The sequence below is a fragment of the Actinosynnema sp. NPDC023587 genome (assembly GCF_040640215.1).
In the GTDB taxonomy this organism is placed as follows: domain Bacteria; phylum Actinomycetota; class Actinomycetes; order Mycobacteriales; family Pseudonocardiaceae; genus Actinosynnema.
On the sequence record NZ_JBFABG010000010.1, the window covers coordinates 264,111 to 285,650 of the forward strand.

Consider the following 21,540-nt stretch of genomic DNA (forward strand, 5'->3'; position numbering starts at 1 on the left):
TCACCGGGACCTCCTCGTCCACCACCGGCGAGATCCGGTCCACGAGGAGACCACGGTGGACCGGGTGGCGGTCAAGCGGATGGCCGATCCCGTGCGGCGTCCGGGTGCGACGCCGCCACCGGCGGGAGGAGCGCCGGTGGCGGCGGTGGCGGCGGCACCCGCTACCTCGCCGGCCCGGATCGGCCCGGCGCGGCAGCGGTCAAGCTCAGGTCACCCCCACCAGTTGACCGCCAAGCGGCCGGCGTGGGTCTTGACGAACGCGTACGGCCGTTGGGACGCCGAGGACGTGTTCTTCACGGTCGTCACCCCGATCCCGTCGGCGACCCCGCCGGCGGCGGCACCCTGGTTGGCCCACGCCCACGAGCTGCCGCTCCACCAGCGGACCCACAGGTTCCCGTCGCCGCCGCGCACGAAGGCGTACGGCCGGTGCCCGGCCGACGGCGAGTCCTGCACGGACACCGCCCCCACCCCGCCGGCCACGCCGCCGCCGGGCGCGCCCTCGTTGGACCACGCCCACGAGCTGCCGCTCCACCAGTTGAGCCACAGGTTCCCGTCACCGCCGCGCACGAACGCGTACGGGCGGTCCGCCGACGACGGCGAGTTCCGGACGCCGGTCGCACCCACGCCGCCGGCGATCCCGCCGCCGGGCGCGCCCTGGTTGGACCAGCTCCACGAGCTTCCGGTCCACCAGTTGATCCAGAGGTTCCCGTCGCCGCCGCGCACGAAGGCGTACGGGCGCTCGGAGGAGGCCGAGTTGTTCCTGACCTTGGTCACCCCCACGCCGAGGCTGATCCCACCGCTGGGCGTGCCCTGGTTGGACCACGCCCACGAGCTGCCGCTCCACCAGTTGAGCCACAGGTTCCCGTCGCCGCCGCGCACGAACGCGTACGGGCGCTCGGAAGAATTCGACGTGTCCTTCACCGTGAGGACGCCGATGCCGTCGGCGGCACCGCCGGCGGGCGCGCCCTGGTTGGACCAGCTCCACGAGCTGCCGGTCCACCAGTTGGCCCACAGGTTGCCGTCGCCGCCGCGCACGAACGCGTACGGACGCGCGGCGGACGAGGGCGTGTCCTTGACACCGACCGCACCCACACCGCCGGCCACCCCTCCGGGGGGAGCACCCTGGTTGGTCCAGGACCACGCGCTGCCGCTCCACCAGTTGACCCACAGGTTCCCGTCGGACGCGCGAACGAAGGCGTACGGGCGCTCGGGGGCGCTCGAACCGTTCGCGATGGACACCGTGCCGACCCGCTCGACCACCGAGGCACCGCCCGGCAGCCCCTGGTCCGACCACTGCCAGGAGGCCAGGGCCGTGGGTTGGGCGTGCGCGGTGCCGACCATTCCGGCGCTCAGCACCAGGACGGATACGGATAAACAGCGGGCAACTCGTCCGAGTCGACCGAGCATGCGCTTTCTCCTCGCTCTTGTGTCGTCGTGCCTCTGCCGTCAATCACCGAGGAATGCCAAACAGCGCGGAATATCGAGGTGCACCGGATCGACACCACTTCGCCCGATTGCCGCGCGACCGGCTTCGCGGCAGGTCAAGCGTGGTCCTGGCGGTCCGCACCGCGCACCGCGCCGGGTCCACCGGCGATACCCCTCGTCGGTCCGACCGCCGGTGCACACCGCGCCCCACCTCGCCGCGGCGAATGCGTTCCACCGCGATTGCCAGCGTGGCGGACCGGTTCCTGGTGGTAACACGACGTCGTGCGAATCCGCTGTTCAGTGGTGCCGGACCGGGGGAGGGCGGGAATAGACAGGACCTCGCCGCGGCGCGGGCCGGCGAACTCGGAAGGACGTGCTGTGCGATGAGGGTGGAGCTGCGGGTGCTGGGCGAGGTCGAACTCCTGGTGGACGGGACGCGGGTGGACCTCGGGCACGCCCGGCAGCGGTGCGTCCTGGCGGTCCTGGTGGCGCAGGCCAACCAGGTGGTCGCCACCGACCAGGTGGTGGACCGGATCTGGGGCGGGCACCCGCCCTCCCGGGCCCGGCAGCTCGTCAGCAACTACCTGTCCGTCCTGCGCCACCTGCTGGCCGCCGGCGGTGTCGCGGACGAGGTCGTGATCCGGCGGCGGGCCGGCGGCTACGTCCTGCTGGTCGACCCGGACCGGGTGGACCTGCACCGGTTCCGGAGCCTGGTCGCCGCCGCCCGCGCCGATCCCGACCGGACCTCCGCGCTGGAGTCGCTGGAACGGGCGGCGGGCGTGTGGCGGGGCGAGGCGCTGACCGGTCTGGACACCCCGTGGATCGCCGCCGTCCGGCAGGGGCTGGAACGGGAGCGGTTCGCCGCCGACACCGACCGCCTGGACCTGGCGCTGCGGGCCGGCCGGCACGCCGCGCTGCTGCCGGAGCTGACCGCCCGCGCCGCCGCGCACCCGTTGGACGAGCACCTGGCCGCCCAGCTCACGCTCGCCCTCTACCGCGCGGGACGCCAGGCCGACGCCCTGGACCACTACCGGCGGCTGCGCCGCCGGCTGGCCGACGAGCTCGGGGCCGACCCCGGGCCGGACCTGCGGCACCTGCACCAGCGAATCCTGGCGGCCGACCCCGCGCTGGCCGTCCCGGCGGCGGGGGCGCGGCGGCCACCGGTGACACCACGCCAACTGCCGGCCGCGCCCGCGCTGTTCACCGGCCGCACCGCCGAGCTGGCCGAGCTGGACCGCGCGCTGGCCACCCCGGACGAGGGGAGCCCCGGCCGGCCCGCGACGGCGGTGGTCCCGGTGATCGCCGGTGCGGGCGGGATCGGCAAGACCTGGCTGGCGCTGGCCTGGGCGCACCGCAACCTGCACCGGTTCCCCGACGGGCAGTTGTTCGTCGACCTGCACGGCTTCAGCCCGACCGGACGGCCGACCGAACCGGCCGACGCGGTGCGCGGCTTCCTCACCGCCCTGGGCGTCGACCCGGACGCGCTCCCGGCGGACGTGGACGCCCTGGCCGCGTCCTACCGCGGTCTGGTGGCCGGGCGGCGGGTGCTGGTCGTGCTGGACAACGCCGCCACCGTCGAGCAGGTCGTGCCCCTGCTGCCGGGCAGCGCCACCTGCGCGGTGCTGGTCACCGGCCGCGCCAGGCTGGCCTCCCTGGTCGACCGGCACGGCGCGCACCACCTGCCGCTGGCCCTGCTCACCCGCGCCGAGGCCCGCGCGCTGCTGGCCGCCCGCCTCGGGGACCGGCGCGTGGACCGCGAGTCGGAGGTGACCGACGAGCTGGTCGAGCTGTGCGGGGGCCACCCGCTGGCCCTGGCGATGATCGCCCGGCACGCCGCCACCCGGCCGTCGATCCCGCTGGCGGAATCCGCCGCCGAGCTGCGCCGGCTCGGCCTGGAGGCGCTGGACCACGACAGCGACCCGGCGGCCAGCCTGCCCGCCGTGCTGTCCTGGTCGCTGCGCCGCTTCACCGACGAGCAGCGGACGGTGTTCGCGCTGCTCGGTACGGCACCCGGACCGGACATCGACCTGCCCGCCGCGATGTCCCTCACCGGCCTGCCCGAGGCCAGGGCGCGCAAAGCCCTGCGCGCCCTGGACGACCACTTCCTGCTCGACCGGCACCCGCACGGGCGCTACTCGATGCACGACCTGGTCCGCGCCTACGCCACCACCACCGCCCACGACCACCTGTCGGAGCCCGTGCGGCGGGCCGCGCTGGAGCGGGTGGTCGACTTCTACCGGTACACCGCCGACACCGCCGACCTCGTGCTGCAACCCCTGCGCCCGCCGGCCCGGTTCGACCCGCCCGTCCCCGGCACCCACCCCCTGCCGGTGCCCGACCACGAGACCGCGCTGGCCTGGCTGGACACCCACCACGCCCACCTGCTGGCCGCCCAGCGCACCGCCGCCGCCCACGGCCGCCACGAGGCCGCGTGGCACCTGGCCTGGGCGCTGACCACGTTCCACCTGCGCCGTGGGCACCGCCACGACGAGTTGGCCGTGTGGCGGGCGGCGGTCGACGCCGCCGGGCACCTGGCCGACCCCGCCGCCCTCATCCACGCCCTCCGCCGCCTCGGCCACGCCCACGCGGAGATCGGCCGGCACGAGGAGGCCATCGCCCACCTGCACCACGCCCTCGCCGTGGCCGAGCACCACCACGACCCCGGCCAGCAGGCCCGGACCCACCACGCCCTGGCGTGGGCCTGGGAGGAGCGCGAGGACAACCGCCGGGCCCTGGCGCACGCCGGTCGGGCCCTGGCCCTGTGTCGCGGCCTGGACCAGCCGGTGTGGGAAGCCGACGCGCTCAACGCGGTGGGCTGGCACGAAGCCCACCTGGGCGAGTACGCCGCCGCCCGCGACCACTGCGAAACCGCCCTCGTCCTGCACCGGGAGCACGACGACCCGGACGGCGTCGCGGACGCCCTGGACAGCCTGGGCTTCATCGACCACCGCACCGGCCACCACGACCGGGCCGTCGACCGCTACCAGCAGGCCCTCGCCCTCTACCGCAGCGTCGGCAACACCGCCGAGGCCGTCGACACCCTCGACAACCTCGGCCACCCGCACGCCGCCCTGGGTCACCACGACCGGGCGCGGGCGGTCTGGCGGGAAGCGCTGGACCTGTACCGCCAACTGGGGCGTGACACCGACGCCGAGCGCGTCGGGAAACAGCTCGACGACCTCGACGCGACCCCGGAGTGGTCTCGACGGCCGGAACCGGTCGCGACGGGACTTCCCGCGACAGCCGTGCCGGATGATCGGTTGCCACGGTCGTGACCGAGTCCCCTGCCGTCCACGAGGAGTCCGCTGTGCCCACGTCCCGGGCAGGCGACGCGGGCGGTCCACGACGTGCGGGTGGGCGTCGGGGAACACGGCGTGGTCGACACCGAGATCTACGACCACCTCGACCCCGGCTCGCGCGCCGACATGCACGCGCGACTCGCCACCGTCGACCCGATGCCGCCCGACGACATCGCCGACGCCGTCACCTACGTCGTGACCAGGAACCGCCGCACGGGCGGGAATCCGCTACGCGGTGGGCGACCAGAGGCGTTCGCCGCACGCCACCACGAAGTCGGCGAGTGCGGCCGTGTCGTGCGCGCCGTGGTCGAACGTCACGTGGGAGTCCGCCGCCCACTCCCGGAGTTCCACGTACTCGGGCAGCGTGATGCCGGCCAACACCACGTCGGGCGGCTGCCGCCGGGGGTAGGCCAGGTTGACCGTGTCCCAGGCGACCTGGAGCCAGTGGCCCTCGGCGGAGGTCCACGAGACCACCGCGTCGTGCTCACCACCGGCCGCCCGGGTGACGGCCTCGTCGACCAGGGCGGCGACCAGTTCTTCGTCCACAGCCCGAAGTCTAACGCCGGTCAGTCCATGGCCCGGGTGTCCCGGGGCGGGGCGACGGGGTCCTCGCCGGACTCGCCCTTGCGCATGCGACGACCGCGTTCGAGTTCCGCGTCGAGTTCCGCGCCGAGCAGCAGGGCGAGGTTGGAGATCCACAGCCACACCAGGAACACGATCACGCCGGCCAGCGAGCCGTAGGTCTTGTTGTAGGAACCCGCGTGGCTGACGTAGAAGGCGAACCCGAAGGAGGCGATGATCCACACCAGCACCGCGATCAGGCCGCCGGGGGTGATCCACAACCAGCGGGGCTGGCGGACGTTGGGGGAGGCCCAGTACAGCAGGCCGATGGTGAGGCTGGCCAGCAGGAACAGGACCGGCCACTTCGCGATGTCCCACACCGCGACGACCGTGTCGCCCAGGCCCAGGACCTCGCCCAGCCAGTCCGCGACGCCGCCGGTGGTGGTGACGCCCAGGGCGGTGAGGGCCAGCAGCACGACGACGCCCACCGTGAGCGCGAGGCGCAGCGGGACGACCTTCCAGAGCGGGCGGCCCTCCTCGACGTCGTAGATGGCGTTGGCGGCGCGCATGAACGCGCCCAGGTAGCCGGACGCCGACCACAGCGCGGTGACCAGGCCGACGATCGCGAGCGGACCGGCGATCGCCTTGGAGGACTGGAGGTCTTCGATGGCACCGACGACCAGGTCCCGGGCCTCGCCCGGACCGAGCACGTCGAGGCTGTCGATCAGCGCCTTGGTCGCGTCCGGGCCGAGCAGGCCCAGCAGCGAGGTCAGCAGCAGGATGCCGGGGAACAGCGACAGCACCGCGTAGTAGGTCAGCGCGGCGGCCCAGTCGGTGAGGTTGTCGTCACCGAATTCCTTCGCGGTGCGTTTGAGCACTGCCCACCACGAGCGTTTCGGCAGGGATGTCGGCGCGTCGAGGTCGTCGGTCATGGGTGCAGCGTTCCGCGTCGGGCGTTCGGCTAAACGGATTCCGCGCACGGACGACGAACGACACGTCGGGGCCCGGGAACCGCCGCCGGGGCGGGGGAGTCCCGGCGAGTCGTCGCCCGGACCCCCCGACCCTCAGGCGGACACGAAGACGCAGAACGGGTGGCCGGCCGGGTCGGCGTAGACGCGCAGCGGCTCTTCCGGATCATCGCGGCGGTCGGCCAGCAGTCGCCCGCCGAGCGCCAGGACGCGGTCGTGCACCGCGTCGAGGGCCTCGCCCGAGTCCACGGTCAGATCCAGGTGCACCTGCTGCGGCACGGGATCGGGGTCCGGCCAGCTCGCCTCGGGAAGTCGGTCGACCTGCTGGAAAGCCAGTTGGACGCCGCCGGGATTCCTGAGCACCAGCCAGTCGGTGCCGCGCTCGTCGACGGCCCCGGCGGCCGGCGGTTCGTCTCCGCGCCGGTAGGACAGGTCGAGCAAGAGCCGGTAGAACTCCGCCGACGATCGGGCGTCGGTGCAGTCGAGCACCACCTGGCGCACCACCGGCACGGTCTTCCGCTCGGTCAAAGCCGATCACCTCCACGTCCCATTCTGCGGGTGATCGGCTTCGGTCGCGCGCCGGGCGGCTCGCCCTCATCCGGCGCGGTGGGCGTGCTCGCGGTGTCGCCGCCGGCGGAGGTGGTTCGCGGCGGCCAGGGCCGCGCCGAGGGCGATCATGACCAGGCCGCGCAGCCACACTTCGCCGTCCACGCGGGTGAACAGCACCAGGCACGACGCCAGCGCCAGCCACGGGACCACGACGGGCACCCGGAAGTGATCGGCCGCGCCCTCGTCCTTGCGCAGCACCAGAACGGCGGCGTTGACCGCCGTGAACACCACCAGCAGCAGCAGCACGAGGGTCTCCGCCAGCACCGCGACGTCACCGGTGAGGGCGAGCACCAGCGACGCGGCCGAGGTGACCAGGATCGCCACCCACGGCGTGCGGCGGCCCGGCAGGACCCGCGTCAGCGCGGCCGGCAGGAGCCCGTCGCCGGCCATCCCGTAGGCGAGGCGGGACGACATGATCCCGGTCAGCAGCGCCCCGTTCGCGACCGCGACCAGGGCGATCACGCCGAACAGCCACTGCGGGACGCCGCCGGCGGCGCTCACCACCTCCAGCAGCGGCCCGTCGGAGGCGGCCAGGCGGTCGGTCGGCACCACCGCGCTGGTCACCAGGCCGATGAGCAGGTACACCACGCCGGCGGTGGCCAGCGCACCGAACAACGCCCTGGGGTAGGACCGGCGCGGATCGCGGACCTCCTCGGCGAGGTTCACCGAGGTCTCGAACCCGACGAACGAGTAGTAGGCGAGCACGGTGCCGGCCAGGACCGCGTTCACCGCGCCCCCGCCGCCGTCCACCTGGGTCAAGCGCGACGGGTCGGCGTCCCCGCGCAGCACCACCCACGCCCCCAACCCGATGACGAGCAGCAACCCGCCCACCTCGATCACGGTGGCGATGACGTTGGCGCGCAACGACTCCTTCACACCGCTGAGGTTCAGCGCGGCCAGTGCCGCGAGGAACACCACCACGACCGGCACGGTCGGCAGGTGGACCAGCGCGTCGAGGTAGTCGCCGGCGAACGCGCGGGCCAGCGCGCCGACCGACACCACCCCGCCGGCCACCATGCAGAACCCCACCAACGACCCGGCGGCCGGGCCGAACGCGCGGGTCGCGTAGTGGGCCGAGCCACCGGCCCGGGGGTACTTCGTCACGAGCTCGACGTAGCCGGCGGCGGTCAGCGCGGCCAGGCACAGCGCCGTGATCAGGGGCAGCCACACCGCGCCGCCGACCTCGGCCGCCACCGAGCCGACCAGCACGTACACGCCCGCCCCGAGGATGTCACCGAGGACGAAGAAGTAGAGCAGCGACGTGCTCGCGGCTCGGTTCAAGGTGGTCGGCATGGGCATGTCGTTCCCCGGTTCGGGGACCTTCACACCTCGTCCCCAGTGGCCGTCCGAAGCGGACCGCGCCGCCGTCGACGCGGCCGGATCACGCGCCTGCGGCGTCGTCGCCCGACGGGGTGAGCTGACCGGTGTGCGCGAGCCGCTCGGCCAGGTCCCGCACGCGGGTGTTGGTGTGCTGGCTGGCGCGCACGATCAGGCCGAAAGCCTGGTCCGCGGTGAGCTTGTAGCGCTCCATGAGGATGCCCTTGGCCTGTCCGATCAGGTCGCGCGTCTGCACCGCCTCGGCCAGGTGGTCCCGCTCCTGGGCGTTGGCCAGGGCGACTGCGGCGTGGGTGGCGAACAGCGACCCGACGTGTGCGGACTCCTGGTCGAAGGCGTGCGGCACGCCGGCGTAGAGGTTGAGCGCGCCGAGGTTCTCGCCCTGGACGAACAACCGGAACGACAGCATGCTCGCCACGTCGGTCTTCCTCGCCCGCGCGGCGAACGCGGGCCAGCGCGGTTCCGCGTCGAGGTCCGGAACGGACACCACCCGCTCGTGGAACAGCGCGTCGAGGCACGGCCCCTGCGCCGTGTCGAGCTGGTGCCGGTCGACGGCGACGGGAACCTCGTCGGTGGACGCGATGGTGACCACCTTGGGTTTGGGTTGGACCACCATGATGCCGGCGTGCTCCGCGCCCACGATCGTGCCGACTGCGGCGTGGACGATGGAGTCCAGCGTGTCCTGGGCGTTCTCCTGCTCTTGCAGCCTGCGTGCCAGATCGCTCAACCGTACGGCCAGATCGTCGCCGGTCGCGCTCTGCTCTCGCCTGTCCTCGTTGCTCATGGCCACCTCTCGTGGTGTCACGGTCGGCTACCCGTTCGTGGCGTTTCGATTCCTCCACGCCGGTCGCCCCCGCTCATCCGGGGGCGGGACCGCCGAGGCGAGGTGTCCACCGGCCCAGTCCGGGTATTCGACCCGCATGACCACACCCGAGCCGCGCGACACACCCCCCGACCCGGACCCGGCGCGCACGCCGGGCCTCGAACCCGGCGGCGGCGTCGCTCCCGGCGACACCCCGCCGGACTCGGGGCAGACCTCGGGTCTGTCCCACCCGCAGCCGATGCCCTCGCGCAAGGGCCCGGTCGTGACGTTGACGGTGTTGGCGGTGGTGACGCTGCTGGTGGTGGCGTTCATCGTCGCCCGGGTGATGGGCTGGCTGGAGGCGTTCTGAGTGGACGGCCCCGGTGGGGTGGACCGGCGCGGTAACCCGGCCTCGCCGGGTCCTCCGCGCTCAGGTGTCGCGTGGCTGCACTTCGACGATGTTCGCGGTGTCCAGGATCGACAGCGCGCGACCGGGGCGCAGCACCGGCACCCAGGCGCGGCACGTCTCGGGGTCGATGACGGACTCGCCGATGATCACGCCGTGGACGAACGTGGTCGGGTCGTGCACGTCCGGGTTCAGGTACGTGACCACGGCCCCGGGGGTCGGACTGGGCTTTCCGGTCATGGCGGACTCCCGTCGAGTGCTGACATCGGCCGGCGGTTCGGGCAACGCACGCGGGAAGGGTGCTCCGACGTAATGGCCGGGTAACCGGTGCACGGCCGCCGAAACGACGCGCGCGGGGCACGCCACCCGACCGGATACTCCTGGGCCACGGCCGACCGCCACGACTTTCCCCTGATCGGGTAATGGTCTGTTTCCGCGTCGGGACGGACCGCCCGCCGCGCGGCTCACGCGCCACCACCCGGGGACCGACCGCACGGCTCCGGCGATGGGTTCGGGGTTCCGCCACCAGCGGGGGAGCGGGTGGCGGGGGAAGAACTCCGCACCGGCGGCGATGCTCCATCAGGTGGAATGCCGCCGGTCCACTGGCCTCGATTGGTTCAACCAATCGGTAGATGATTGAGGGCTTTCCACCTGCTGTGCTTGAGCCGGCCTCACCACGGGGCCGTGCACGGCGGCGGAAGGTGGATTCGTGATGATCGGCAAGGCATTCGGTGTTCTCGTCGCGGCGTTGTTCGCGGCGACCGCGTTGAGCACGCCGGCGCAGGCCGGGCCCTCTCGCTGGGAGTGCGGCTACGTGCCGACGGGCCACACCTACACGATGGTGCGCGCCGACCAGGGGTGCACGCCGCTGTTCCTGGTGACGCTGCCGGAGACGGGCCTGTGGGCCTGCCACGTCCCGGCCGGCTTCACCTACACCGCGACGCGGACGAACTACAACTGCGCGTTCAGCCCCACCGCCTCGACGCAGTACCTGCTCGCCCGGGTCTGACCCCCGCCGCCGTCCCGGCCTGGCCGGGACGGCACCGGTCCGGCCGCCGCGACGGCCTCGGCGGCGAGCAGGTCGCCCCTGCTCATCACTCGATTGGTTTACCACCTCATCCCACGGGTACCCGGTTGATGCGTCAAACAGTCGGCGCATCGGTGACCCGGCAGAAGGCGGCGATGCGGGTGGAGTGGGACTTCGACGATTTCCTGGTGCGGGCGGTCCGGGGCTACGTGCGCCGGGTGGCCGAAGAGCTGCGGCTCTCCGGTGACAGCTCGTACGTGCAGGTAGAACGGCCGATAAGCGCCTACGTGGCGCTCGACGGCCGCCTTCCCGGCTTCGGTGACCGCGACGTGGCACTGCTGTGGGACGAGGTGACCGGGTGGTCACTGGCGGTGGAGACGCGCGGCGGTGAGGATCTGGTGGCGCGCTTCGGTGCCGACGCGGTGCCCGAGCCCTCGGCGATCGCCCGGTGGGTGCGCCGGGTGTTCGACGGCGATCGCTCGGCCGAGGTGCGATTCAGTCCGAACGGTGATCCTTCAGCGGACCTGAAGGCCCGCCTGGCCCCCTACGCGGATCACGCGCTGATGCCACTGCCGTGGAGCGCCTGAAATAACGCCCTGTGCGTGTTGGTCCCCACTACAACGCCTTGACCTCGGACGATCTCCGTCCTGAGGCAGCCCGGACACCACCGTCAGCGCTCTCACGCCGACTCGGATGGCGGAATTCGCCACGCCGTCACCTACCCTGCGTGGGTGGATGGCGATGACCGGCGCTGGCCGGTGGTGTTCGCGCGGATCGAGAGCCGCTCGCACCTGGCGACCGCCGGCGACCTGCCGGGCCTCGTCGACGACGCGACCGCGCTGATCGGGATGACCGCCGAGCTGTACCTCGTCGACCTCGGGCAGCGGGAGCTGCACCCGGTGCGGGCGCGGGGCGGGACGTCCCTGTCGATCGAGGCGACGCTGGCGGGACGGGCGTTCGCCAAGCTGGAGATCACCGTCTCGGTGGTCGACGGCGAGCCGGCGCACCTGTGGCTGCCCGTGCTCGACGGCACCGAGCGGCTCGGCGTGCTGCGGCTCGGCCTGCCCGCCGACGCCGACCCCCACGACCGGGTGCTGCGCGAGCACTGCTGGGTGCTGGCGGGGCAGATCGCGCACCTGGTGCTGAGCAAGCAGCTCTACAGCGACCTGTTCCACCGGGTCCGGCGGACGAAGTCGCTCTCGGTGGCTTCGGAGCTGCTGTGGCAGTTGTTGCCACCGAAGGTGTTCGCCTGCGACCGGGTGGTGATCGCGGCGGCGATGGAGCCCTACGACCAGGTCGGCGGCGACGGCTTCGACTACGCCGTGGACGACGACCGCGCGTACGTGGCGATCTTCGACGCGATGGGCCACGACCTGCACGCCGGGCTCACCACGTCCATCGCGCTCGCGGCCACCCGCAACGCCCGCCGCAGCGACCTGGACCTGGTCGCCGCCGCCGAGCTGGCCGACGACACCATCACCGCCCACCGGTCGGCCGACGCCTACTCCTTCGCCACGGCGATCCTGGCACGACTCGACCTGGTCACCGGTGAGCTGCGCTACCTCAACGCCGGGCACCCGGAACCCGTGGTGCTGCGCCAGGGGAGGGTGGTGCGGATGCTCGGCGGGGCCGGTCGCACCCCGCTGGGACTGGGCCACCTCGTCACGCGTGAACCCGTGGTGCTGACCGAACAACTCCAGCCCGGTGACCGGGTGCTCTTCTACACCGACGGCGTCACCGAGGCCCGCAGCCCCGAAGGCGAGCAGTTCGGTCTGGAGAGGCTGATCGACCTGACGGAACGCCACGAGGCCGCCGGGCTGCCCGCGCCCGAGACGCTGCGCCGGGTCGTGCGGGCCGTGCTCGACCACCAGCGCGGTCAGCTCCAGGACGACGCCACCCTGCTGATGCTGGAGTGGACCACCACCGACCAGGTCACCCTGCTGCCCGTGCTGTGACCCGCCGGGCGGCGGCGGAACCCACTAGGCCCCGGTCACCGGGTGCCGCCCTGGCACCATGGGGTCCGTGCACGACTGGGAGTTGGTGACCACCGGCCGCGGTGCGGCGGAGGTGCGCCGCAGCCCCGACGGGCGGCGGTTCGTCAAGACCGCGTCGACCCCCTCGGCCCGTGCCGAGCTGGCCGACGAGCGGGACCGCCTGGTGTGGCTGGGCACAGTGCCGATCGGCGTGCCCCGGGTGCTCGACTGGGAAGATCGGGACGGCGTCAGCACCCTGATCACCTCGACGCTGCGCGGGGTGCCGGCCAGTGCGCTCCCGCCGGCCGACACCCCGGTCGCGGCTCGGCGGCTCGTGGAGTTCCTCGCCGTCCTGCACGGGTTCCCGGTGGCCGAGTGCCCGTTCGACCGGCGGCTCGGGCGCACCGTGCCGGCGGCGGCGGCGAACGTGCGAGCGGGGCTCGTGGACCAGGACGACTTCGACGAGGAGCGGCGCGGGCAGTCCTCGGCGCACCTCCTCGACCTGGTGGAGGCGCAGCGGCAGCGGGCCGAGGTCCTGGAGCGGGCCGACCTCGCGGTCTGCCACGGCGACTTCTGCCTGCCCAACGTGCTGGTCGACCCGGATTCCCTCGCGGTGACCGGGATTCTCGACGTCGGACGCCTCGGGATCGCCGACCGCCACCTCGACGTCGCCCTGCTCACGCGCTCGATGTCGGCGGTCGACCTCAACCCGGGCTACGGACCCGCGTCGGCCGCGTGGGTCGCGCGGCGGACCGGTGCCGACCCGTGGCGGATCGAGTACTACCGGCTGCTCGACGAGTTCTTCTGACCGGCTGCCCGCCCCGGAAGCCGTTCCCCCGCAGTCGCTAACGCCGGAGCTTGCGGTCGAACCAGTCGCGCGTCCGGCGCAGGACGTCGAGCTGGTGGTGGCGCTCGCGGATCGAGTGGCCTTCTCTCGGGTAGACCACGAACTCGTGCTCGACGTCGAAGTGGCGCAGTGCGCGGTGGAAGTAGACGGCCTGGCCCAGGGGGACGTTGGTGTCCTGCGCGCCGTGCAGGATGAGGACCGGGGTGCGGATGCGGTCGGTGAAGGAGATCGGGCTGACCGCGTCGTGGGGGTGCGGGCCGGTGCCGGACCAGCCGGTGCCGCCGCCGAGCGCGGCTTCGAACAGGCCGTTCTCCCCGGTCGCGGCGAGCATTCCCCAGTCGACGACGCCGGCACCGACCAGCGCGGCGCGGAACCGGTCGGTCCGGCCGACGGCCCAGGCCGCCGTGAACCCGCCGTGGCTCCAGCCGGCGATGCCCAGCCGGTCGGGGTCGGCGACGCCTTCGGCGATGAGCAGGTCGATTCCGGTCAGGATGTCGGTCCACTCCTCGCGCCCGACCCGGCCGGCGACGCCCGCCGCCAACCGGTGGCCGTGGCCCCGGCCGCCGCGCGGGTTGGGCAGGAACACCGCGTAGCCGGCGGTGGCCAACCACTGCGCGCTGGGGAACCAGAACAGTTGGCAACGATCGGCGTACCGGTCGTAGGGGCCTCCGTGCGCGATGGTGATCAGGGGGAATGGACCCTCGGCGGCGGTTCTCCCGGCCGGCAGGACGAGCAAGCCGTCCAGTTCCAGCCCGTCGGCGGCGCGGTAGGCCAGCGGTCGCTGGGTGCCGAACACCACGCCGTCCAGTTCCGGGCGAGTGTGGGTGATCCTCCGCAGCGGTCCGGTGGGGAGTCCGATGTGGACGTCCGGGGTCCGGTAGCGGGTTCCGGTGAGCACCGCGACCTCCCCGCCGGAACCGGCGGAGGTGAGGTGCTCCAGCAGACCCGGGTGGTGCGACAGGGTCACGACGCCGGCGGGATCGAGCCGGGCCAGGGTCGTGTTCAGGCCCTCGGCGAACAGGACGAGCGGGGCGGCACCGGTCTGGCGCAGCTCGGTGGGGCACATCGCGAGGCCGGCGGTGCGGTTGCGCAGGACGCGGCTGCCCAGCGCCAGGTCGAACACGGCGGTGCCGGCCTGCGACACCGGCGGGGTGAGAGCGAGGTAGCCGACGTGCCAACCGTCCTCGTCGGACCACCAGGCCGGAGAGCGCGCGTCGGCCTCGACCGCCCGGAGGTCCTCCGCAGCGCCGGTCGTCGGGTCGAACAGGTGCAGCCGGCCGGTGCGCGGACCCTCGTCGTGGTCGGCGCGGGCCTGGGTGAGCACGGCGAGCGGACCGCCGTCGGGACGCTGCCGCAGCTCCACCACGTGTCGGTCGGGGAACACGTCCGGGGTGGTGATGCGGCCGGTGGGCAGGTGGAGCAGGCGCAACCGGGCACGCGGTTCGCGCTCCCCGACGACCACGGCGTCGTCACGCTCGGCGGCGCGCCGCGCGTCTCGCCCGGTGGGTTCGTCCTCGGCGAGCAGCGCGACCAGGTCGGGGTCGGCCGGCGGCAGGTGGTCCAGGACGCCGGCGGGCCACTTGGTCAGTGCGGTCACCACGCCGTCGGCGACGGTCACCCGGTGCAGTTGCGGCGTACCGCGCTCGGTGCGATCGGACAGGAAGTACACCGCCCGCGAGTCCGCGGACCACCGTGGCCGGGACTCCGTGGCGGTGTCGGTGGTGACCCGGTGCGACGCGGTGCCGCCGGAGTCGGCGATCCACACCCCGGTGTCGAGGTGGTCGCCGGCCCGGCTGGTGGGAGCCAGGACAAAGCAGAGCCGACGTCCGTTCGGGGCGAGCTCGGGGGTTCGCGGCACGCGGCCGTCGACCACGAGTTCGGCGGTCAGCCCTGTCATGGGACCAGTCTGCCGGTGGTGTCCGGCGGGGCGTCGGCCGCTAGGGTGCTTCCCGCAGCGGGATGATCACCGACGGAGGGAGCTGTCGTGGGGAGGACCGGGTTAGTCACCGCCGGCGCGCTGGTCTGCGCACTGCTGGGCGGCTGCGGTTCGGGTGACCGGCAGGGGTTGGACCAGGACGGCGACCTCGGCCAGATCGGGACCGACGGCGGGGAAGCCGGTGCGCGCGAGGCCGCCCGCGCCTACCTCGACGCGTGGTCCTCGGGCAACAGCACGATCGCGTGCGGCCTGCTCACGGCCGCCAAGGCCCGCGAGTTCGGCACGAAGCTCGGTGACGGCACCTGCCCGGCCGCGTTCACCAACATCTGGAACCGGATGGGCGAGTCGGCGCGGAAGACCTACGCCGACGTGCAGATCACCGAGGTCAAGGTGAAGGACGTCGGCACCACCGCGCAGTCGGCCGTGGTGCGGCTGTCGCAGAAGCTCGAAGGCCCGCTCAACCACGACGACGACTTCACCTGGCGGTACGACAGCGGCCGGTGGCTGACCAAGGACGACCCCGAGGGCTGAGCCCGTTCCTCAGCGCCGGGGGCGCGGACGGGCGGGGGCGGCCCGGACCGCCGCCGCCACCGCCCGGAGAACGGCGGACGGGTCGTGGGGCGGCGCGGGCCGGGTCAGGGTGACCAGGGCGGCGGCGACGTCGTGCAGTTTGACGTTCGTGCGCTGGGAGACCTCGCGCAGGGCGGCGAACGCCTCGTCGGCCGTGCAGGCGCGCGCCAGCATCAGCACGCCCTTGGCCTGTTCGATGACCGGCTGCGTCGCCAGCGCCTGCCGCAACTGGGCCACCAGCTCCCGCAGGTCCTCCGCACCCTCCCCGGTTCCGTCCGCCGGGTGCTGACCGTCGTTGTGCACGACCGGATCCCATCACGCGAGACGGCCGGCGGATCGGGCCGAGAGGCCCTTGCCAAGGGCGGCCCCACAACGCGGTGTCGCCGGACCCGGCGGCACCGGTCTTCCGCGCCGCCCGCCCGGGAGGCGCTTCCGGTCAGTGCGTCCGGTCGGCGGGCAGGGTGACGATCAACCCCACCGCACGGCGGCGCTCCGCACGCCGAAGGTGCACTCGAAGCCGTCGCTGCCCGCGCCGTGCTGCCACCCCCGACGGCACCGGCGCGGCCTCCGCGACACCGACGAACACGTCCGTGCCCAGCGCCGGCACCGCCGACACCACCACGAGTTCGACCGACCTGCCCACGACGGACCTCCTCCTCGCCGACCACGACGGCCCCAGGACGCGGGATCGGATCGATCGTCCCGGCGCTGCCGCCGGTCGTGAGTCCTCCAAGCCTGCCCCCGACGCTAGCCAGAAGTCCCGGTGTGCCACGACCTCGCGCGACCCGGGCCACCCGAACGTGTCGGTGGCCGGTCGTGGGGGAGGGACGTGTGCCCGGTGCGGCTGTCACCTGGACGTGCGGACGGCGCGACCTCCACGGGGAAGGTCGCGCCGTCCGCGAAACTTCGTCGACCGGGTTCGGAGCGCCGCTTCCCCCACCGGCGGCCGGCGAACGCGGTGCTCGTATCGGGTCAGCGCCGACCCGGGTCGGGTGCCGACGTCGAGGTCGTGGTGGTGCTCGTGGGGGTCGTGGTGGTGTCGTCGTCGTCATCCTCACAGCCCAGCTTCTCGACCAGGTCCGCCAGCTCCGGGTGGTCGAGGAGGTCCAGCTCCTCCAACATGTCGCAGATCACCTCGGAGACCTGGTCCTGCTGCAACTCGGTCGGCTCGGGCGCGTTGGCCGAGGCCATGAGGGTCGAGCCCGCGAACGTGGCCAGTCCCATGGTGGTACCGATCAGCGCGGCGGCGATGCGTTGGTTCATGGCTCCTCCAAGGAGTGGGGTTGTACCGGTGGAGGAGTTCCCGTGTTCCTGGCGTTCAGCCGTCGAACGCGTCCACACCACTCGTCCGTGTGACCCACGCTCCACGACTGTCCTGATGAGACGCACGCCGGTCACGTCGACGACGTGACCGGCGTGCACAAAGGAGGTTGCGGCCAGGATCTACTTCGGACAGTGACGCTCTCCCGGGGTCACCCGCGATCGGCGGATCGCGCGCGATGCCGTGCTCGCCCTCGCTGGGCGGGAGGTTCGGGCGCGACGGTCAACATCGGGGTGAAGTGCCCGGCGGGGTGGATCTCGTCGATGACCTGGTCCTCGGCTTCGATCCACGCGTGGGCGGCGAAGGGGTCGGTGCGGACCCCCGTCCGCCACGTCGGCCAGGTGCCGCGCAACCGGCACAGCAGGGCGGCGGCGACGGATCGCGGCAGGCAGCCCTCGCCCGCGCAGCGCAGGCTGACCGCGACGACCGCTCTGCGGGCGACGGTGGCCTGCGCCGCGGTGGAGGGTCGGGCGCGGTGCCGGATCCTCTCCAGCACCAGGCACAGGTGCCGGGGTGGCAGGCGGGTCAGGGCGGTGGCCGCCGCGACCGCGAGCAGCGGGAGGGCTCGGCGGTGCAGGGGGAGCACCACCCGGTCGGGCACCACGTTCCGCACGCTCACGACGTCTCGACCAATCCGGCTCCCAGCAGGTTGTCGGTCAACGCGGCGATGTCCGCGCGGACGGCGGCGGCGTCGATGCCGTAGTGGGTGGCGATGTCCGAGGCGATGCCGTCGGCGGGTTCGCCCGCGAACAGCCTGTCGAGGATGTGCGCTCCGGTCAGGTTGACCTGCCAGTAGCGCCCGGTGCGCTTGTTGAGCAGCACCGAGCCGCCCTCGGTGCCGGTCGACACCGCGTCAGAGTGCAGGCGCAGGGGCATGTGTCCTCCGGTCGGTGGTGGGTCGGGCGTCGGTGACGGCGCGGAGCCACATCTCGCAGCCGAGGGTGGTTTCCAGGTGCGCCTCGGCGTTGTCGTCCAGGCGTGGCCGCAGCAGGTGGGCGCGCAGCGCGGGGAGGTCGATCAGGCCGCGCGCGGCCAGTGCCGAGTCGGCGAAGTACGCCAGCAGGTCGGGGACGTGCCGACGGATCTCCGGCTCGCCGTCGTCCTGGTAGTCGCCCTTGGTGGTGCGGTCGCGGATGAAGTCGGGCACGACGCCCCGCATCGCGTCGGCGAGCAGCGGCTTGTAGCGCCACGGGGTGATCCGGTCCGACACGCGCACCGCGAGCGCGGCCTCGACGACCCGGTCGTCCAGGTAGGGCAGGTCGAGGCGGAGCCCGGAGCTCGCGTACTCGCGCTGGACCTGCTGGGACAGCGGCCCGGCCAGGCGCAGGTCGGCCAGCGCCTGGTGCTGGCCGCGATCGGCGGACAGGGGCCGCACCTCGTCGGCGACGGTGTGGAGGTACCGCCGGGCGGTGGCGACGGCGTCGCCGGTGGCCCAGGGAGCGGCCCGGGTCGGGGTCTCCCAGCCCAGCGACGGTGCGAAGAGGGGCACCGGGGCCGAGGTCAGGTCGTCGGCCGCCTCGTGCCACCACGAGGCCCAGCTCCGCCGGTCGGCCATCGCCGCCAGCACGGTGGACCACCGCCAGCCCGCCAGGGCGCGGTGCACCCGGAGCCGGCGCAGAGCCGTGAGCGGAGCCCGACGCAGGAGGGTGTGGAGGTAGCCGGGCGGGCCGCTGAAGACCTCGTCACCGCCGTGCCCGGCGAGGTGCAGGCCCGACCCGTGGGCGACGAGCACCTGCCGCTCGTGGGCGCTGTGGTTGAGGCCCCGGTTCATCACCCACGGCGCTTCGACGTCCGGGGTCCGGTACGGGGGCGCGAACAGCGCCGGCCCCTCGTCGCCCGACAGCTCCACGTGCTGCGCGTCGCGCAGCAGCCCGGCCGCCGCCGCGGCGAACGCGGGGTCGTCGTTGCGGACGCTGCCCTCGGTCCACCGGAAGGTGAGCAGGTCGGGCGTGTGCTCGGCGGCGAGGAAGCAGAGGGACGTGGAGTCCATCCCGCCGGAGAGGTCCGCCGACAGCCTCCCCGTGGTGGGTCGTCGACTGGCCACCGCACCGGACAGGGCCGTGCGCACGTCGCGCGCGCCCTCGCGCAGCGGCAGCACCGGATCGGGGGCCCGCCACCACCGCACGAACCGGGCCGCACCGCGAACGGGCAGGTCCAGGTAGGAGTCCGGGGGCACCGCGCGCACCGCGCGCCACCAACTCTTCTCGATCAACGGGTAGTACGAGTTCGAGTGCGCGATCGTCGTGGCGAGGAGGTCGTCCTCCAGGTCCGCGTCGACCATCGCGGCCAGCACGTCGGCGCGGTCGCTCGCGATCGGCACCCGGTCCCGGCCCTCGGTGACGAAGACCCGGCGCAGGTTGGTCAGGCTGCCCTGCACCCGCACCCGACCCCCGACCGAGACGATCAGGTGTGCGCTGCCGGGCAACCGGCGCGCGATGAGGTCCGCGTCGGCCACGGTGCGCAGCCGTTCCGCGCGGGTGGTCAGCCAGTGGGCGGTGACCGGGCAGAAGCCGAAGACCGCGATCCGCACCGAGCCGGCCGAGGCGACCTGGAGCTGGTCCGCCGGCCAGGTGCCGACCAGCCACGGCCGCCCGGAGGGGTGGGGCACCACGCGAGGTGCGTCGTAGGGGACCCGGGACACCGCGGCGGCTGCGCCGGGGTGGTCGGGCAGCACGACCAGACTGCTGGACAACCCGTGCATCAAGGACTCCCGATCGTCGGCCCCGGCAGATTCGCGCCGGCGCGGTCGGAGACCCGTGGTCCCCGACCGCGCCGGCCGACCTGACTGCGGTCAATCCGGTGTGGTGATCAGCCGCGACGCCGACCACGCCCGCGGTGGTCCCGGAACCCGTGCGGCCACGCCCGCGTGTCCGTGGCGAACCGGCCGACTTCCGCGGCCTGGGGAGCCTCGTACCGCTCCGGCAGCGTCTTCTTGGTCATGGTCATCTCAACCTCTCGTTCAGATGCTCAGGCGGCGGACAGCCACCGCCTAACACCGTGGGCGGGCGGCGGGCGCTGCACAACCCCGCCGGAGCCCACTCATCCTGTCGCACAACCACATCGGTGATTCCGGTACCGAGGACCACACCCAGTAGCCGCTGCCGGGTCCGACCGCCACACCATCGACATTCCCGACACTCCACCGAGGACGCGACCCGGGCACGCGAATGTCCGAAATGGACGGTAATGGTTCGGGAACACGACCCGCTTCCGTCCACTCCGCTCTGTTCACCCCGGTGTCGTCCACCCGGCGCGGTTCGCGGTCGACATCAGCGTGACCGGGGATGCCTGCCCCGGTCACGCGGTCGGCACGCCAAACGGGCGGTTCCCCCGCAGGGAAACCGCCCGTCGAGCCCGCTCGGACAGGCGGTGGTCCGCCTCGCCGAGGGCCGTGTCAGACCGGGGTCAGTCGTCGTCCCCGTCGTCTGTCACGTGGTCGTGCTGGAGGTGCTCGGCCGCGGCCTGCTCGACGGCGACCTGGATGTCCACGGTGGAGATCTCGTTGAACGAGTCGTCGACCGAGGTGAGGTTGTTGGTCGTCGTGTCGTTCGTGACCGTGTTGTCGTCGCCGAAGACGACATCGGTGCTGGCCTGGGCGGCGGTGCCGGACAGGGCGAGAGCCGCCAGGGCCGCCGGGACGATCAGCAGGGCTCGTCGGATGATCGACATACTGTGCTCCTCGTGAGTTCGGGGCGCTCTACCAGCGCCTGACCTCAACGGTAGGCGGATATTGGATCACTATCAGGTAGTCCGCGCCCCACCTACAGGGGTCACCCGGAGTTGCCGTCGACCACGGCGACGGACGTCTTCCGGCGCGCGGGAGGACCGTCGCGCCCCGGCTGCACCGGACGTCGTCACCGCAGGCGCACCACCACCCGCGAACTGCTGTTCGACCACGTTTCCCGGTCGCGGTGCCGCCATTGGGGACGGACACCCCGCGCGCCCCGCGACACCGGCCGTAGCCAGGTATTTCAAGGCTAAACTCCGGTCACCGATGTCACCGCTCTTAGGTGACCGGACCCGAAAGCCCGCGCACTGCCGGTAGCCGCCGCCGGTTCGGCCGGCTGCTCGCCGGACGCGATCGCCACGACCCGCGCGCCCCACTTCCACGCCTGTCCCGACAGTCTTCCAGACCGTCTGTCCTGTGTAGACGGCGGGTCGCCCTGGCGGTGGTCGCCCAGGCAGAAGGGTGCAGTTGTGCGGACTGGCGAACAGGCCGGTGCAACGGTCCATTGTGGATTTCCGGTGACGGCCCACGTCCACCACGCCGTCACCACCCACGCCCACCACGCCGTCACCGCGAGCACGGCGGCCCGGGGTCGCCGCCGGTCTCCTTCGTCCGGTCGGCGCACGAGGGGAAGGGGGATGGGGCGCGCCACCCACGCGGGGTGGCCCCCACCCCCCACAAGCAGGCCCGATGTCACTGTGGCCCCGGGCGCACAGCGCGAGAGAGGAGGACTC

General features: G+C 73.2%; 23 protein-coding genes. 7 read left to right on the plus strand and 16 right to left on the minus strand.

Annotated features, from left to right (window positions below; translation table 11 throughout):
- Positions 1–210 precede the first annotated feature (210 nt).
- The gene (locus AB0G01_RS25385) at positions 211–1,356 is read right to left on the minus strand and encodes a hypothetical protein (protein ID WP_360949656.1); all 1,146 of its coding nucleotides are present in this window, start codon (positions 1,354–1,356) and stop codon (positions 211–213) included.
- A 452-nt stretch (positions 1,357–1,808) separates the two neighbouring features.
- Here AB0G01_RS25385 and AB0G01_RS25390 point away from each other — a divergent pair, with 452 nt between their 5' ends.
- Positions 1,809–4,700 (plus strand): BTAD domain-containing putative transcriptional regulator, encoded by a 2,892-nt coding sequence (locus AB0G01_RS25390; protein WP_360949659.1) that lies wholly within the window; start codon positions 1,809–1,811, stop codon positions 4,698–4,700.
- A gap of 252 nt (positions 4,701–4,952) precedes the next feature.
- Here the strand turns inward: AB0G01_RS25390 and AB0G01_RS25395 are convergent, their stop codons facing one another.
- From AB0G01_RS25395 to AB0G01_RS25415, 5 genes are all read right to left on the minus strand, one after another.
- Complete coding sequence (locus tag AB0G01_RS25395; RefSeq protein WP_360949661.1) at positions 4,953–5,270, minus strand: hypothetical protein; 318 nt, start codon at positions 5,268–5,270, stop codon at positions 4,953–4,955.
- Between the two features lie 20 nt (positions 5,271–5,290).
- Entirely contained in the window at positions 5,291–6,217 is a 927-nt protein-coding gene (locus AB0G01_RS25400) for a YihY/virulence factor BrkB family protein (RefSeq protein WP_360949664.1), read from the minus strand.
- Positions 6,218–6,349: 132 nt separating this feature from the next.
- Positions 6,350–6,781 (minus strand): VOC family protein, encoded by a 432-nt coding sequence (locus AB0G01_RS25405; protein WP_360949667.1) that lies wholly within the window; start codon positions 6,779–6,781, stop codon positions 6,350–6,352.
- 66 nt (positions 6,782–6,847) lie between these two features.
- Positions 6,848–8,155, minus strand: coding sequence for an APC family permease (locus AB0G01_RS25410; RefSeq protein WP_360949670.1), 1,308 nt, complete (start codon positions 8,153–8,155; stop codon positions 6,848–6,850).
- An 88-nt stretch (positions 8,156–8,243) separates the two neighbouring features.
- Positions 8,244–8,981 carry a GAF and ANTAR domain-containing protein gene (locus AB0G01_RS25415; RefSeq protein ID WP_360949673.1) on the minus strand — a complete coding sequence of 246 codons (738 nt, stop codon included), beginning with the start codon at positions 8,979–8,981 and terminating at the stop codon, positions 8,244–8,246.
- Between the two features lie 136 nt (positions 8,982–9,117).
- Between AB0G01_RS25415 and AB0G01_RS25420 the strand changes: the two genes are divergently transcribed.
- Positions 9,118–9,369 carry a DUF6480 family protein gene (locus AB0G01_RS25420; RefSeq protein ID WP_360949676.1) on the plus strand — a complete coding sequence of 84 codons (252 nt, stop codon included), beginning with the start codon at positions 9,118–9,120 and terminating at the stop codon, positions 9,367–9,369.
- 60 nt (positions 9,370–9,429) lie between these two features.
- Here the strand turns inward: AB0G01_RS25420 and AB0G01_RS25425 are convergent, their stop codons facing one another.
- Positions 9,430–9,645, minus strand: a complete 216-nt coding sequence (locus AB0G01_RS25425; RefSeq protein ID WP_360949679.1) for a hypothetical protein — start codon at positions 9,643–9,645, stop codon at positions 9,430–9,432.
- Between the two features lie 472 nt (positions 9,646–10,117).
- Between AB0G01_RS25425 and AB0G01_RS25430 the strand changes: the two genes are divergently transcribed.
- The 4 genes from AB0G01_RS25430 to AB0G01_RS25445 all read left to right on the plus strand — a co-directional run bounded on the left by AB0G01_RS25430 (position 10,118) and on the right by AB0G01_RS25445 (position 13,213).
- Positions 10,118–10,414 (plus strand): hypothetical protein, encoded by a 297-nt coding sequence (locus AB0G01_RS25430; protein WP_360949682.1) that lies wholly within the window; start codon positions 10,118–10,120, stop codon positions 10,412–10,414.
- Between the two features lie 152 nt (positions 10,415–10,566).
- A complete protein-coding gene (locus AB0G01_RS25435) occupies positions 10,567–11,019 on the plus strand; it encodes a DUF6292 family protein (protein WP_360949684.1) in 453 nt (150 codons plus the stop codon).
- A gap of 144 nt (positions 11,020–11,163) precedes the next feature.
- Complete coding sequence (locus AB0G01_RS25440; protein ID WP_360949687.1) at positions 11,164–12,387, plus strand: PP2C family protein-serine/threonine phosphatase; 1,224 nt, start codon at positions 11,164–11,166, stop codon at positions 12,385–12,387.
- Between the two features lie 67 nt (positions 12,388–12,454).
- Entirely contained in the window at positions 12,455–13,213 is a 759-nt protein-coding gene (locus AB0G01_RS25445) for an aminoglycoside 3'-phosphotransferase (RefSeq protein WP_360949690.1), read from the plus strand.
- A 37-nt stretch (positions 13,214–13,250) separates the two neighbouring features.
- Here the strand turns inward: AB0G01_RS25445 and AB0G01_RS25450 are convergent, their stop codons facing one another.
- Positions 13,251–15,149, minus strand: a complete 1,899-nt coding sequence (locus AB0G01_RS25450; RefSeq protein WP_360949693.1) for a S9 family peptidase — start codon at positions 15,147–15,149, stop codon at positions 13,251–13,253.
- Between the two features lie 87 nt (positions 15,150–15,236).
- Here AB0G01_RS25450 and AB0G01_RS25455 point away from each other — a divergent pair, with 87 nt between their 5' ends.
- Entirely contained in the window at positions 15,237–15,719 is a 483-nt protein-coding gene (locus tag AB0G01_RS25455; protein WP_360949696.1) for a hypothetical protein, read from the plus strand.
- 9 nt (positions 15,720–15,728) lie between these two features.
- Here AB0G01_RS25455 and AB0G01_RS25460 read toward each other — a convergent pair whose 3' ends face one another.
- The 8 genes from AB0G01_RS25460 to AB0G01_RS25495 all read right to left on the minus strand — a co-directional run bounded on the left by AB0G01_RS25460 (position 15,729) and on the right by AB0G01_RS25495 (position 20,748).
- Entirely contained in the window at positions 15,729–16,061 is a 333-nt protein-coding gene (locus AB0G01_RS25460) for an ANTAR domain-containing protein (RefSeq protein ID WP_360949699.1), read from the minus strand.
- A 133-nt stretch (positions 16,062–16,194) separates the two neighbouring features.
- Complete coding sequence (locus tag AB0G01_RS25465) at positions 16,195–16,401, minus strand: hypothetical protein (protein WP_360949702.1); 207 nt, start codon at positions 16,399–16,401, stop codon at positions 16,195–16,197.
- A gap of 329 nt (positions 16,402–16,730) precedes the next feature.
- Entirely contained in the window at positions 16,731–17,021 is a 291-nt protein-coding gene (locus AB0G01_RS25470; RefSeq protein ID WP_360949705.1) for a hypothetical protein, read from the minus strand.
- A 209-nt stretch (positions 17,022–17,230) separates the two neighbouring features.
- Positions 17,231–17,698: a lasso peptide biosynthesis B2 protein gene (locus AB0G01_RS25475; RefSeq protein ID WP_360949708.1), complete on the minus strand. Its 468-nt coding sequence runs from the start codon at positions 17,696–17,698 to the stop codon at positions 17,231–17,233.
- Positions 17,695–17,928 (minus strand): lasso peptide biosynthesis PqqD family chaperone, encoded by a 234-nt coding sequence (locus AB0G01_RS25480; protein ID WP_360949711.1) that lies wholly within the window; start codon positions 17,926–17,928, stop codon positions 17,695–17,697. The genes AB0G01_RS25475 and AB0G01_RS25480 overlap by 4 nt, the downstream gene beginning before the upstream one ends.
- Before the next feature lie 4 nt (positions 17,929–17,932).
- Entirely contained in the window at positions 17,933–19,780 is a 1,848-nt protein-coding gene (locus AB0G01_RS25485) for an asparagine synthase-related protein (RefSeq protein ID WP_360949714.1), read from the minus strand.
- A gap of 107 nt (positions 19,781–19,887) precedes the next feature.
- Positions 19,888–20,019, minus strand: coding sequence for a lasso RiPP family leader peptide-containing protein (locus tag AB0G01_RS25490; RefSeq protein ID WP_360949717.1), 132 nt, complete (start codon positions 20,017–20,019; stop codon positions 19,888–19,890).
- 465 nt (positions 20,020–20,484) lie between these two features.
- Positions 20,485–20,748 (minus strand): hypothetical protein, encoded by a 264-nt coding sequence (locus tag AB0G01_RS25495; protein ID WP_360949719.1) that lies wholly within the window; start codon positions 20,746–20,748, stop codon positions 20,485–20,487.
- Between the last annotated feature and the right edge of the window lie 792 nt (positions 20,749–21,540).